At 64.8% G+C, this 13,699-nt stretch carries 12 protein-coding genes and 1 pseudogene; 2 read left to right on the top strand and 11 right to left on the bottom strand.

Features of this window, described 5'->3' with window-relative positions; all coding sequences use genetic code 11:
- Positions 1-59: 59 nt before the first annotated feature.
- Positions 60-950: an SDR family NAD(P)-dependent oxidoreductase gene (locus H681_RS15230; protein WP_015477770.1), complete on the bottom strand. Its 891-nt coding sequence runs from the start codon at positions 948-950 to the stop codon at positions 60-62.
- Positions 947-2,541 (bottom strand): annotated as a pseudogene (locus H681_RS15225) (flavin-containing monooxygenase). Before H681_RS15225 ends, H681_RS15230 begins: the two are co-directional and overlap by 4 nt.
- Positions 2,542-2,618: 77 nt before the next feature.
- Between H681_RS15225 and H681_RS15220 the strand changes: the two are divergent.
- Positions 2,619-3,314 (top strand): TetR family transcriptional regulator, encoded by a 696-nt coding sequence (locus tag H681_RS15220; protein ID WP_015477768.1) that lies wholly within the window; start codon positions 2,619-2,621, stop codon positions 3,312-3,314.
- Between the two features lie 36 nt (positions 3,315-3,350).
- The gene (locus H681_RS15215; protein ID WP_015477767.1) at positions 3,351-3,746 is read left to right on the top strand and encodes a GFA family protein; all 396 of its coding nucleotides are present in this window, start codon (positions 3,351-3,353) and stop codon (positions 3,744-3,746) included.
- Between the two features lie 161 nt (positions 3,747-3,907).
- Here H681_RS15215 and H681_RS15210 read toward each other — a convergent pair whose 3' ends face one another.
- From H681_RS15210 to ccoG, 9 genes are all read right to left on the bottom strand, one after another.
- On the bottom strand, positions 3,908-4,738 hold the full coding sequence (locus tag H681_RS15210; RefSeq protein ID WP_015477766.1) for a metal-dependent hydrolase: 831 nt from the start codon (positions 4,736-4,738) through the stop codon (positions 3,908-3,910).
- Between the two features lie 268 nt (positions 4,739-5,006).
- A complete protein-coding gene (locus tag H681_RS15205; protein WP_015477765.1) occupies positions 5,007-5,555 on the bottom strand; it encodes an adenine phosphoribosyltransferase in 549 nt (182 codons plus the stop codon).
- A 103-nt stretch (positions 5,556-5,658) separates the two neighbouring features.
- Entirely contained in the window at positions 5,659-6,393 is a 735-nt protein-coding gene (gene anr, locus H681_RS15200; RefSeq protein WP_015477764.1) for a transcriptional regulator Anr, read from the bottom strand.
- 250 nt (positions 6,394-6,643) lie between these two features.
- Positions 6,644-8,026: an oxygen-independent coproporphyrinogen III oxidase gene (hemN, locus tag H681_RS15195; RefSeq protein ID WP_015477763.1), complete on the bottom strand. Its 1,383-nt coding sequence runs from the start codon at positions 8,024-8,026 to the stop codon at positions 6,644-6,646.
- A gap of 71 nt (positions 8,027-8,097) precedes the next feature.
- Positions 8,098-8,823, bottom strand: coding sequence for a sulfite exporter TauE/SafE family protein (locus tag H681_RS15190; protein ID WP_015477762.1), 726 nt, complete (start codon positions 8,821-8,823; stop codon positions 8,098-8,100).
- On the bottom strand, positions 8,816-9,037 hold the full coding sequence (ccoS, locus tag H681_RS15185) for a cbb3-type cytochrome oxidase assembly protein CcoS (RefSeq protein ID WP_015477761.1): 222 nt from the start codon (positions 9,035-9,037) through the stop codon (positions 8,816-8,818). Before ccoS ends, H681_RS15190 begins: the two co-directional genes overlap by 8 nt.
- A 1-nt stretch (position 9,038) precedes the next feature.
- Complete coding sequence (locus H681_RS15180; protein ID WP_015477760.1) at positions 9,039-11,516, bottom strand: heavy metal translocating P-type ATPase; 2,478 nt, start codon at positions 11,514-11,516, stop codon at positions 9,039-9,041.
- Positions 11,513-12,058, bottom strand: a complete 546-nt coding sequence (locus H681_RS15175) for a FixH family protein (protein ID WP_015477759.1) — start codon at positions 12,056-12,058, stop codon at positions 11,513-11,515. Before H681_RS15175 ends, H681_RS15180 begins: the two co-directional genes overlap by 4 nt.
- Positions 12,059-12,190: 132 nt before the next feature.
- A complete protein-coding gene (gene ccoG, locus H681_RS15170; protein WP_015477758.1) occupies positions 12,191-13,606 on the bottom strand; it encodes a cytochrome c oxidase accessory protein CcoG in 1,416 nt (471 codons plus the stop codon).
- Between the last annotated feature and the right edge of the window lie 93 nt (positions 13,607-13,699).

Below are 13,699 nucleotides of genomic sequence, written 5' to 3'. Positions count from 1 at the left end.
AAAAGGCGCTCACCCGGGGGTAGAGGGTGAGCGCCGCCCCGACAGGGAAAAAGGGACTCTTACTTGGCTTCGTACCCTTCAGCACCTTGCTTGCGCTTGGGTTTGGGGGCGAAGCGCTTGGCCAGTTTCATGCTGCCGGTGACCACGTTCTGGTACCAGACCGGTAGCAGGCGCAGCATCAGGTCGATGGCGTGGGCGTCCGTGCCGATCAGGATGCGCCGCGAGTCGCGCTCCACGCCTCGGATGATTACCTGCGCGGCCCTCTGCGGGGTGGTGCGCAGCAATTGGTCGTTGAACTGGCTGCGGGCGGCTTCGGCGTTCTGCCCGGTGACCTTGGCCATGCTCTCGTTCATTCGCGCGGTCTTGGCGATGTTGGTCTTGATCCCGCCGGGGTGCACGCAACTGGCGGAGACGCCGCCGCGTTCCATGTCCAGCTCCTGGCGCAGCGACTCGGTGAAGCCGCGCACGGCGAACTTGGTGGCGTTGTAGGCGCTCATGCCTGGCTGGGAAAACAGGCCGAACACGCTGGAGACGTTGACCACGTGGCCGTCGCCGGACGCCTTCAGGTGTGGCAGGAAGGCCTTGGTGCCGTAGACCACGCCCCAGAAGTTGATGTTGGTGATCCACTCGTACTCTTCGTAGTCGCTGGCTTCCACGGTGCCGGCATGGGCGACGCCGGCGTTGTTGAACACCAGGTTGACCTTGCCGTGTTCGCGGGCGGCCTTGTCGGCCCAGGCGTGCACCTGCTCGCGGTCGGCGACGTTCACCGTATCGATGGACACACGCACCCCGGAGGAGGTGAGCAACTGACGGGTTTCCTCCAGGCCGGCGGCGTTCACGTCCGCCAGCGCCAGGTGGCAGCCACGGGAGGCCAGTTCGATGGCCAGGGCGCGGCCGATGCCGGAACCGGCGCCGGTGATGGCGGCGACTTTGTTCTCGAAGTTCTTCATGCCGACATCTCCTCGGCGTGGCGTTGCGGTTGGACGACAGGGCTGCTCAAGGGCTTGGCCTTCAGATGATAGGCGCTGGGGTCGAACTGGCTGGTCAGCGCGCGGAAGCGCCAGGTAAAGCCCGGCCACAGGGTGCAGTTGCGCCCGCTCACCGGGTGCAGGTACCAGCTCTTGCAGCCGCCGGTGTTCCACACGCTGTGGTTGAGGCCGCGCTGCAGCTTCTCGTTCCAGCGCTCCTGCACCTCTTCCTTGACTTCGACGCTCTGCAGTTCGCGGCGGTCCATCAGCTTGATGGCGCCGAGCACGTAGGTAATCTGCGACTCGATCATATAGACCATCGAGTTGTGGCCCAGGCCGGTGTTCGGACCCATCAGGAAGAACAGGTTGGGGAAGCCGCGGGTCATGGTGCCCTTGTAGGCTTCCGGGCCGTTCTTCCAGGTATCGAGCAGGTCGACGCCGTTCTTGCCGAACACCACGCCGCGCGGGATGGGGTCGTTGGCGGTGAAGCCGGTGCCGAAGATGATGGTGTCCACCTGGCGCTCGCGGCCGTCGCTGGTGACGATGCTGTTGGCCTTGATCTCGCGGATGCCGTCAGTGATCACCGAGGAATTGGAGGCGGTCAGCGCCGGGTAGTAGTTGTGCGACATCAGCACACGCTTGCAGCCGATGGTGTAATCCGGGGTCAGCTTGCGGCGCAGGTCCGGGTCCTTGACCTGTCGGCGGATGAAGCGCTCGGCCTGCTTGCCCACCAGCTTCATCGCCCAGGGCGCGAAGGTGAAGCCCAGTACACGGCCTTCGAGCATGCTGTACAGCGCGCCGCGCCAGAGCTTCTGTGCCAGCGGGAAGTGGCGGAAGCGTGCGCGCTCCTTGTCGCTGATGGCACGGTCGGGCTTGGGCAGGATCCACGGCGCGGTGCGCTGGTAGAGGTCGAGCTTGGCCACCTGCGGCTGGATTTCCGGGACGAACTGGATGGCCGAGGCGCCGGTACCGATCACCGCCACGCGCTTGCCGGTCAGATCGTAGTCATGGTCCCACTGCTGCGAGTGGAAGGCCTTGCCCTGGAAGTTTTCCAGGCCGTTGAGTGCCGGGATCGAAGGGATCGACAGCGCGCCCATGCCCGACACCACGGCCTTGGCGGTGTAGTGGTTGCCGGCGGCGTCGAACAGGTGCCAGAGCTGCTGCTCGTCATTCCACTCGAAGCGCAGCATCTCGGTATTGAGCAGAGTCTTGTCTTCCAGACGGTACTTCTTCCAGCAGTTCTCCAGGTAGGCGCGGATTTCCGGCTGGGGGGCGAACATGCGCGTCCAGCCCGGGTTCGGCTCGAAGGAGAAGGAGTAGACATGGGATTGCACGTCGCAGGCGCAGCCCGGGTAGTTGTTGACGCGCCAGGTGCCGCCGACGCCGGCATCCTTTTCGAACAGCAGGAAGTCGTTCTCGCCTTCCTGCTTCAGGCGGATCGCCATGCCCAGCCCGGAAAAACCGGTGCCGATGATGGCGATCTTGCAGTGTCTGCTCGGGGCAGTCTGAGGTTGCGTGCTCATACCCGTACTCATGGCCAAGCTCCTGTTATGATTATTGCTGGCGTATACAACTGTCTACGTGGCTAGAATGTAGACATCTGTATACTTCGGGGTCAACCAACCTTAGGTAGGGTCGGACGGGAGCCTTATGGACATCGAACAGGAAGAACGGCCGGCGGAAGCGGCGGGCAAGCGGGCGTTGATCGATGCGGCGCTGCGTCTGGCCTCGGGGCGGCGCAGCCTGAGCAGCCTGGGATTGCGCGAACTGGCACGGGAAGCGGAGTTGAATCCGAACACCTTCTACCGGCATTTCGGTGACGTCGACGACCTGGGGCTGGCGATCATCCGCGACATCGCCGCCCAACTGCGCCAGCCGCTGCGCGACCTGCGCCGTGAGGCCGCCGAGCGTGCACAATCGGGGGAGGGCGCCGCCAGCGCGCCCTTCGGTCTGGACATGGAGCGGGGCCTACGGGTGACGCGGGAAACCGTGCGGCTGTTCTTCGACTGCGTCGAGAGCCACCCGGAGGCCTTCATCATCGGCGTGCGCGAACTGCACGGCCCGTCTCCGGTGCTGCGCGCGGCGCTGGCGCGAGTGATGGATGAGTTCGGCGAGGACATGGCCGAGGATATCCGCCAGTTCCACCTGCTGCCGGAGATCGACGAGGGCGAGCTGAACCAGCTGTCGCGCGCGATCAGCCGACAACTGTTCCAGCAGTCGCTGGATTACCTGGAGCGCCCGCCGGAGCAGCGTGCGGACGTCTGTGCCCTGGCCGTGCGACAAATCCTGTTGCTCTTCACCGGTGTCGCGGTGCTGCAGACTTTCGGCATGCTGGCCAGGCTCTGAATCTTCTTTGTCATGATCGGGTTGCCTGAGATGGCCATGTCGACCTTGCCCCTGTTCGGTGGTTGCGCCTGTGGCGCGGTGCGCTACCGTGTGGACGCCGAGCCGCAGGAGACCGGCTACTGCCACTGCCGCATCTGCCAGAGGTCCAGCGCCGCGCCGGCGGTGCCCTGGGCGGTGATTCCGCTGACGGGGTTCGCCTACCTGTCCGGTGAGCTGGGCCTGTGGCGTTCGAGCGAGGAGGGCGAGCGGCGCTTCTGCGTGAAGTGCGGCACGCCATTGGAGTTCCGGGTGCGGGACGGTGAGACGGTCGGGCTCAACATCGTGACCCTGGACGAGCCGGAACGGATCGAGCCGCAGTGCCATATCTGGTGTTCGTCGCAACTGTCCTGGTTCGATACCAGGGACGATCTGCCACGTCGGCAGGAGGGCTAGCCGGCTTTCGTAGGAGCGGACTCCGTCGTCTGCGATAGGGCCGCATCGCGCTGGACGGCATCGCGGACGGAGTCCACTCCTACGTACAGATGGCCATTGATGCATTAGGTTGAATGAAAAACGCCAGGCATTGCCTGGCGTTTTCTATTTCACCCCGAGGATCAGCCGGCAAAGTCCAGCTGGTCTTTCCAGCGGGTTTCCAGTGCCTTGGTGTCATGGTCGAAGGGGTGGAAACCAGGGCGGAAGTAGTCCAGCCACGGGCGGATCAGGTTGACGAAGTAGCCACGGCGCGGGTGCAGCAGCACGCCCAGGCCGTGCTTCCAGCTGCGCCAGTTGAACAACTGGCCGTCGCGGCGCAGCAGGTTGATCTGGAAGCCGGCGATGACCCCGAGGAAGATCACGGTGGTCAGCAGCATCACCGCTGTACGAGTGAAATAACCGCCGTAGACCTGCTGGTAGACGTCGTAGGCCACCGCCTTGTGCTCGTTCTCCTCGACGGCGTGCCACATCCACAGCTTGTACATCTTGTCCGACTTCATCTGGCTGCTCAGGTCTTCGCGCTTGAGCAACTGCTCGGCCATCGTCGCGGTGAAGTGCTCCAGGGCGCAGGTGATCGCCAACTGGTGCTTCTTGGTGGTGACCTTGCTGATGTTCTCCAGCAGGACCTTGATGCGCAGTTCCAGGGTCTCCAGGTCGATCCCGTGCTCGTCGGCATACTCGTTGTAGGCCGCGTGCTCCTTGGAGTGCATGGCTTCCTGGCCGATGAAGGCGCTGACGTCCTTCTGCAACTGCGGGTCCTGGATGCGCTCGCGTACGGCGCGCACGCTGTCGACGAAGAACTTCTCGCCGTAGGGGAAGAGCGACGACAGATTGTTCATGAAGTGGGTCATGAAGGGTTGTCCGTCCCACCAGTATTTCGGCGTTTCGCTGAAGCTGAAGTCCATGCGACGGACTGGGAAGTTGGCGCGGATCGGCGTGGTGCTGGCATTCATGACTAACTCCTTGTTGTTGTGCGGGCTTGGGATGCGGGAGCGCGGCAGGTGCGGCGACCCGGGCAAGTCCTGTCGTTAGTTCGCTATGCCACCTCGGAATGTGTCATTAGCTGATGTCATATTCGAAGTGTTGTCGGACAATCGCCAGGTCATATCCGGTCATGGATGGGTCGAATCAGGCCAATGCGGCCACGACCAGCCTTAGGATGGGGCGGTAGAAACGACAACGGGCGCCGAAGCGCCCGTTGTCTGGAGGCAGTAGCGCCGATCAGCGTTCGTCGAGGGTGAAGGCGGTCAGGCTGTAGGTGGGAATCTGCGCGTCGGCCAGTTTGGCCGAGCCGCCCAGTTCCGGCAGGTCGATGATCGCGGCGGCTTCGAACACGCTGGCACCCATGCGGCGCACCAGCTGCGCGGCGGCCAGCAGGGTGCCGCCGGTGGCGATCAGGTCATCGAAGATCAACACGCTGTCGCCTTCGCACAGGCTGTCGGCGTGGACTTCCAGCAGGGCTTCGCCGTACTCGGTCTCGTAGGCCTGGGCCAACACGTCGGCCGGCAGCTTGCCGCGCTTGCGGAACAGTACCAGCGGCTTGTTCAGTTCGTAGGCGATGATCGAGCCGATCAGGAAGCCGCGCGCGTCCATTGCGCCAATGTGGGTGAACTCGGCCTCGACATAGCGCTGGATGAAACTGTCGGCAACGAAGCGCAGGGCCCGCGGCGACTGGAACAGCGGAGTGATGTCACGGAAGATCACGCCCGGCTTGGGGAAGTCGGGTACGGCGCGGATCATGGATTTCAGGTCGAGTTGATTGAGGATCATACTGGTTTTGCACCTGACGGACGCGGAGTTTTCAAGGGCGGAAGTATAACGGGCCCGCCAGTTGGCGAGCCCGTTTTCGATGACCGGAAAGTCGACCGATTGGTTAACTTTCCAGTTGCCCACCGGCCAGTGCGCACAGCTCGATGGAGTCGAGGATGTGCACCTCCTTGCCTTCGGCGGCAATCAGGCCGTTCTGCTGGAAGCGGGTGAAGACGCGGGAGACGGTTTCCACCGCCAGGCCCAGGTAGTTGCCGATCTCGTTGCGCGACATGGCCAGGCGGAACTGCTGGGCCGAGAAGCCGCGGGCGCGGAAGCGTGCGGAGAGGTTCACCAGGAAGGTGGCGATGCGCTCGTCGGCGGTCTTCTTCGACAGCAGCATCATCATCTGCTGGTCGTCGCGGATTTCGCGGCTCATCACCCGCAACAGCTGGCGGCGCAGTTGCGGCAGTTGCTCGGAGAGCTCGTCCAGGCGTTCGAAGGGAATCTCGCACACCGACGTGGTTTCCAGGGCCTGGGCCGATACCGGGTAGCTCTCGGTGTCCATGCCGGACAGGCCGACCAGTTCACTGGGCAGGTGGAAACCGGTGATCTGCTCTTCGCCGCCGTCGGTGATGCTGAAGGTCTTGAGTGCGCCGGAACGGACCGCGAAGACCGAGCCGAAGGCGTCGCCCTGGCGGAACAGAAATTCGCCTTTCTTCAGCGGCCGACCGCGTTTGACGATTTCATCCAGGGCATCCATGTCGTTGGTGTTCAGCGACAGGGGCAGGCAAAGGGGCGCCAGACTGCAATCCTTGCAGTGTGCTTGGGGGAGGGCGCGCACTTTGATGGTTTCGGCCATTGGGAGTTCCTTGAATGGGAAGGCACACAAAAACCAAGGGTACCCCAGTCGAAGGATCTGACGCCAGTTGCCGGCCCCTCTGAATCGGCCATTTGAGCGATGGAGGCGGGGGCCCGTGAGGGCTTCGAAACAGCTCGAGACGGTCCGAAGAGGGCCGGTTCAGGGCGGTTCCCCGAGGTGGAGGCGAGGGACACATCCTGTTGCAATGGTGCGACAGTCAGTCTCGGCCGTCTGTCGCGTCATGGGTGGATCAGATGACCCGCGAGAAGCGTTGCAGGTTCTGCATCGGCAGGTAGCGATCGAACGCCATGCAGATGCTGCGCACCAGCAGCCGGCCCGAGGCGCTGACGTCGATGCCGCGTTGGCTGAGGCTGATCAGCCCATCGGCGGCAAAGCGCTCGAGTTCCGGCCAGATGTCGTTGAAGTAACCACGGAAGTCGATGTTGTAGAGCTCCTCGATCTCGTCGAAGTCCAGTTGGAAATGGCAGATCAACTGCTGGATCACCGCGCGGCGGATGCTGTCGTCCTTGTTGCAGTGCAGGCCGCGACGGGGCGCGAGCTGGCTCTGGTCCAGCGAGCTCTGGTAGTCGGCGATGTCGCTGCTGTTCTGGCTGTAGAGGTCGCCGATATGGCTGATCGCCGAAACGCCCAGGCCCACCAGGTCGCAGTGGCCGTGGGTGGTGTAGCCCTGGAAGTTGCGTTGCAGGGTGCCGTCTTCCTGGGCCATTGACAGTTCGTCGTCCGGCAGGGCGAAGTGGTCCATGCCGATATAGCGGTAGCCGGCGCTCTCCAACTGCTCGGTAGTGTGCTGGAGCATTTCCAGTTTCTGGCCGGGGGAGGGCAGGTCGTCGACGTTGATCCGGCGCTGCGGCATGAAGCGTTCCGGCAGGTGTGCGTAGTTGAACACCGACAGCCGGTTGGGCTGCAGGGCGATGACCTGTTCGACGGTGCGGGCGAAGCTGTCGGGAGTCTGCTTGGGAAGGCCGTAGATCAGGTCGATGTTGATCGAGCGGTATTGCAGGGTGCGCGCGGCATCGATGATGGCGCGGGTCTCGTCGAGGCTCTGCAAGCGGTTGACGGCCTGTTGCACCTCCAGGTTGAAGTCCTGTACGCCAATGCTGACACGGTTGAAGCCCAGCTCGCGGAGCAGGCCCATCGTCGACCAGTCGGCCTCGCGCGGGTCGATCTCGATGCCGTAGTCGCCGGAGTCGTCGTCGAGAAGGTGGAAATGCGTGCGCAGTTGGCTCATCAGCTCGCGCAGCTGTCCAGGGCTCAGGAACGTCGGGGTGCCGCCGCCGAAGTGCAGTTGCTCGACCTGCTGCTGGCTGCCCAGGTGGCGGCTGACGATCTCGATCTCGCGAATCAGGCGGGCGAGGTAGGGGGCGCTGCGGCCGCGGTCCTTGGTGATGACCTTGGTGCAGGCGCAGTAGTAGCAGATGTTGGCGCAGAACGGGATGTGCACGTAGAGCGAGAGCGGGCGCTGCGCCTTCTGGCTATCGCGCAGCGCGTGCAGCACGTCGAAGGGTCCGACGCCTTCGTGGAACTGCACGGCCGTGGGATAGGAGGTGTAGCGCGGGCCGGACAGATCGTAGCGGCGTATCAGATCTGCATCCCAGCGAATATTGTCGAGCATGCCGAGGTCCCCGGTGGCGAGCTTTTCCCGCGCAGTCTAGGGAGTGTCCGATGGGGGGCTGTTGACCTGTATCAAGCGGCTTTATGGTGGGTGTCGGCCGCGCCGGCGTGCATCTCGTGCCCCATGATCCAGGCCTGGTGTGGTCCAGGCAGGGTCCACAGGCCGAAGAGGATCACCAGGATGCCGCCAGTCATGCGCACGCTGCGCTTGCGCAACAGTGCCGTGACGCGTTCCGCCGCAAGACCCGTGGCCAGCAGCACCGGCCAGGTGCCCAGGCCGAAGGCAAGCATCAGTAGTGCGCTGTCGATCGCCGAACCCTGGCTGGTGGCCCACAGCAGGGTGCTGTAGACCAGGCCGCAGGGCAGCCAGCCCCAGAGGGCGCCGAGCAGCAGCGCCCGCGGGACGGTGGCGACCGGCAGCAGGCGGCTGGCAAAGGGCTGGATGTGTTTCCACAGGCCGCGGCCGAGGGCTTCGATACGGGTCAGGCCGCTCCACCAGCCGGCCAGGTACAGACCCATGACGATCAGCAGTAGTCCTGCAGCGACGCGCAGCGCGGAGGCGAACGGCGTGCGGGCGATGGCCCAGCCGGCGAGGCCCAGCAGAAGGCCGGCGCAGGCATAGCTGAGAATGCGCCCCAGGTTGTAGGCCAGCAGCAGGCGCAGGCGTCGACCGCGCTGTTCCGGCGGAATCGCCAGGGTCAGAGCGCCCATCAGGCCGCCGCACATGCCCAGGCAGTGGCCGCCGCCGAGCAGGCCGAGGATCAGCGCCGATGCCAGCAGCGGCGCCAGCTCAGGCATCGCGCTTGTCCTGCGGCTGATCGTCCGGGGAGGCGGCGCCCTCGGCCTCGTCGATGCCGGCCTGGTGCTTGGGATCTTCGTCGTCGAACAGGATGCTGTGGGCCGGTCCGTCCATGTCGTCGTACTGGCCGCTGTTCACCGCCCAGAAGAAGATCACGATGCAGATGCCGACGATCAGCACGGCGATCGGGATCATGACGTAGAGTGCGGGCATTTCAACTCCGTGGCAGCGCCTGGGCCGCGAGCGGGGCGGCTGACAGGGCGGTGGTCGCTGAGGGGGTGTCGGCGCCCTTGGGCAGCCGGGTCAGGCGCAGGGCATTGAGCACCACGGTCAGCGAGCTGATCGACATGCCTACCGCCGCCCACACGGGCGTGATCCAGCCGAGGGCGGCGAAGGGCAACATGAGGCCATTGTACAACCCCGCCCAGACCAGGTTCTCGATGATTACCCGGCGGGTGCGGCGCGCGAGGCTGAATGCCTGCACCAGGCTGTCCAGTCGATTGGACAGCAGCACGGCGTCGGCGCTGGTCTTGGCCAGGTCGGTGGCGGAGCCCATCGCGACGCTGATGTCGGCGGCGGCCAGTACCGGCACGTCGTTCACGCCGTCACCCAGCATCAGCACGCGGTGGCCGTCCTGGTGCAGTTGGCGCAGTACGTCCAGTTTGTCGTCGGGGCGCAGGCCGCCCCGGCAGTCGTCGATGCCCAGTTCGGCGGCAACCCGGCCGACCATCGGCGAGCTGTCGCCGGACAGCAACAGGGTGCGCCAGCCACGGGCGCGGCAGGCGTCGAGGAGGGCGGAGGCGTCCTCGCGGATGCGGTCGTCCAGCACCAGCCAGGCCAGTGCGCCGCGCTCGTCGCCCAGCAGCAGCCATTGGCCGGGCTCCTGTGGGTGCGCCGGCGCCGCGGTCTGGCTCAGGGTGCAGACGAAGGAGGGTTCGCCGATACGCAGGCGGCGTTCGCCAACCTGGCCTTCCAGGCCGAGGCCGGGATGGCTTTCGACACCTTCGGCGGGCTGCGGCGCGCGGCCGAAGGCACGGGCGATGGGGTGTTCGGAACGGTTCTCCAGCGCGGCGGCCAGGGCCAGGCAGGTGTCGCTGTCCAGGTCCGCCAGCGGGCGTACGGCGCGCAGGGTCAGGCGGCCTTCGGTGAGGGTGCCGGTCTTGTCGAAGATCACCGTGTCGATGTGGTTCAGGCCTTCCAGTACATGGCCCCGGGTCAGCAGCAGGCCGAGCTTGTGCAGGGTGCCGGTGGCGGCGGTGAGTGCGGTCGGCGTGGCCAGGGACAGCGCGCACGGGCAGGTTGCCACCAGCATTGCCAATACCACCCAGAAGGCGCGGGAGGCGTCGTGCTGCCACCAGAACAGGCCGACCACGGCGGCCAGCACCAGCAGGGCGACGAGGAACCACTGCGCGGCTTTGTCGGCGAGTTCGGCCAGGCGCGGTTTGTCCGATTGGGCGCGCTCCAGCAGACGAACGATGGCCGAGAGCCGGCTGTCGCCGCCCAATGCGCTGACTTGTACGGTCAGCGGGCCTTCCACGTTCAGCGTGCCGCCGGTAACACCGTCGCCGACCTGACGCGGTTGCGGCAGGTATTCGCCGGTAAGCAGGGACTCGTCGACACTGGACTGGCCATCGAGGATCAGGCCGTCGGCGGGAATCACCGCGCCGGGCTGCACCAGCACGCGGTCGCCCAGCTTCAGTTCGCTGAGCAGCACGCGGCTACTCTGGCCGCGCTCGTCCAGGCGCAGGCAGGAGGCGGGCAGCAGATTGACCAGCTGTGCGGTGGCTGCAGCCGTCCGCTCACGGGCGCGGCGTTCCAGATAGCGGCCGGTGAGCAGGAATAGCGCGAACATGCCGACGGCGTCGAAATACAGGTCGCCGCTGCCGGTGACGGCGGTCCAGATGCCGGCCAGGTAGGCGCCGCCGATGGCCAGGGAAACCGAGACGTCCATCGTCAGGTGGCGGGTGCGCAGGTCGCGCAGGGCGCCCCGGAAGAACGGCTGGCAGGAGTAGAAGACGATCGGGGTGGTGAGGAACATCGCGACCCAGCGCAGGATTTCGTGCAGCTCGGGGCTGAGATCGATGTTGAACTCCGGCCAGGTGGCCATCGTCGCCATCATCGCCTGGAACCACAGCAGGCCGGCGACGCCCAGTTGCCGCAGGGAGCGGCGGTTTTCTTCGTGCAATTGCTCGGCGGCACGGTCGGGCTGGTAGGGATGGGCGGCGTAGCCGATCTTGCGCAGTTCGGCGAGCAGTGCGCTCAGGGGCATCTGGCTGTCGGACCAGCGCACGTGCAGGCGGTGGTTGGACAGGTTGAGGCCGGCCTCGGCGATGGCGGGCAGGCCCTTGAGGTGCTTCTCGATCAGCCAGCCGCAGGCGGCGCAGCTGATACCTTCCAGGATCAGGGTGGTTTCCGCCAGTTCGCCTTCGTGGCGGACGAAGGGTTCCTGCACGTCGGGGCGGTCGAACAGCTTCAGCTCGTCGCTGAGCTGCTCGGGCAGTACGTCGGGATTGGGCGCCGCTTCGGTGCGGTGACGGTAGTAGCCTTCGAGGCCGCCGGCGACGATGGCTTCGGCCACGGCCTGACAGCCCGGGCAGCAAAATTCGCGGGTTTCACCAAGAACCTGCGCCGTGAAACGGCTGCCGGGAGGAACCGGCAGGGCGCAGTGGTAGCAGGGCAGCGGGGCGCTCATGGGCGCTCGGCTTCGTCTCCCTTGAGGGGTTCGTCGCCAAGGACGAACGAACCGCCGGGGGCGACTTTCTCTTCTTCGAACAGACGCCAGGCCTGACCGTTTTCCTGGCCGAGCAGTTCGATGAAGCGACGACCCTTGACGGCGGCGTCGAGGCTGCCGGTGTAGCGGCCGGGCTCGACCGGGCTGGGCAGCAGCTCGATGTGCTTGTCCTGGGCTTCCAGGGTAGGGGAGAGCAGGTTGAGGGTGAGTTTGTCCGGGTGGCTGCCGCCGGAGAGGCGCAGGTCGATTTCACCGGTCAGCTCGTCGAAGCTGATTTTCGCTTGCAGCTTGAGCTGCTGCGCCAGGTGTTCGCGGTCCAGGGAACGGTTGATGCCCTTGCCGGCCTCGTAGTAGTTGTCGCTGACCAGGGAGTCCTGGTTGTTCACTGCGATGTTGACCATCACCAGGCTGAGGAACACCGAGGTGGCCAGCATGCCGATGATGATCCACGGCCAAAGGTGCTTGTACCAGGGTTGCACGGGCGTTTTCATGGCCGTTTGCATTGTCTTTTTCTCTCGCTGGAATGGCCCGCGCTGACGCGGTCTACCCGTTGACGGGGCGGGCGGATTCTACGTACTTCGATCGGCACTGGCACCCCATGCGCAACATGGGGTGCCAATTCGTTCAGCCGGGGTTCAACGAACGCGCGGACCGATGAAGCGGCTGGAGGATTCCTTGCTGATGGACGGGTTGTCCACCGACTGGATGGTGAAGCTGATTTCGTTGGTGGTGGAGGGCAGCTTCTCCGGGTCGATGGAGAGTTCCACCGGCATGCTGATGATATCGCCGGCGGCCACCGAAATTTCCTTCTTGCCTTCCAGGATCAGGCCGTCCAGGCCCTTGGCGCCGAGTACGTAGGTGTGGTCCTGCTGATCCTTGTTCATGATCTTCAGGCTGTACACGTTCTCGATGCGGCCTTCGGCGTTCTCGCGGTAGAGCACGCGGTCCTTGCTGACGTCGAAGCCTACCAGCGGGCGGATGGCGATGGCGGTGATCAGCAGGCCGATCATGATGCACAGGGCGATGGCATAGCCAATCAGGCGCGGGCGCACCAGGTGGGTTTTCTGGCCGGACAGGTTGTGCTCGGTGGTGTAGCTGATCAGCCCGCGCGGATAGTTCATCTTGTCCATGATGCTGTCGCAGGCGTCGATGCAGGCGGCGCAGCCGATGCACTCGATCTGCAGGCCGTCGCGGATGTCGATGCCGGTCGGACAGACCTGCACGCACATGGTGCAGTCGATGCAGTCGCCCAGGCCCTGTGCCTTGTAGTCCACGGTCTTCTTGCGCGGACCGCGCGTCTCGCCGCGACGGGGATCGTAGGAGACGATCAGGGTGTCCTTGTCGAACATCACGCTCTGGAAGCGGGCGTAGGGGCACATATAGATGCACACCTGTTCGCGCAGCCAGCCGGCGTTGCCGTAGGTGGCGAGGGTGAAGAAGCCGACCCAGAAATAGGCCCAGCCATCGGCCTGGCCGGTGACCATGTCGGTCAGCAGTTCGCGGATGGGCGCGAAGTAGCCGACGAACGTCAGGCCGGTGACCAGGCCGATCAGCAGCCAGAGACTGTGCTTGGCGATCTTGCGCAGCAGCTTGTTGCCGCTCATGGGCGCCTTGTCGAGCTTCATGCGCTGGTTGCGGTCGCCTTCGGTGACTTTCTCGCACCACATGAAGATCCAGGTCCACACGCTTTGCGGGCAGGTGTAGCCGCACCAGACCCGACCGGCGAATACGGTGATGAAGAACAGGCCGAAGGCGCTGATGATCAGTAAGCCGGACAGCAGGATGAAGTCCTGCGGCCAGAAGGTCGCGCCGAAGATGTAGAACTTGCGCTCGGGCAGGTCCCAGAGCACTGCCTGGCGACCGTTCCAGGTCAGCCATACGGTGCCGAAGTAGAGGAGGAACAGGAAAGCGCCTCCGGCCATTCGGAGTTTTCGGAAGAATCCGGTGAAGGCTCGGGTATAGATTTTTTCCCGAGAGGCATAAAGATCGACGTTTTCACCCTTGCCCTTGGCGGGCGGGGTGACGTCTTGGACGGGAATCTGTTTGCTCATCAGTGTATTCCACGGCAGCGGGAGGGCGCCCTGTCGATACATGCCGAGCAGGGTCAGAGATATGCTTGCACGCCTAACAATGATACGGCGTGG

Source organism: Pseudomonas sp. ATCC 13867, assembly GCF_000349845.1.
Taxonomy (GTDB): Bacteria; Pseudomonadota; Gammaproteobacteria; order Pseudomonadales; family Pseudomonadaceae; genus Pseudomonas.
Note: the sequence above shows the minus strand (reverse complement) of the source record. Positions and strands in the feature narration are given on the sequence as shown.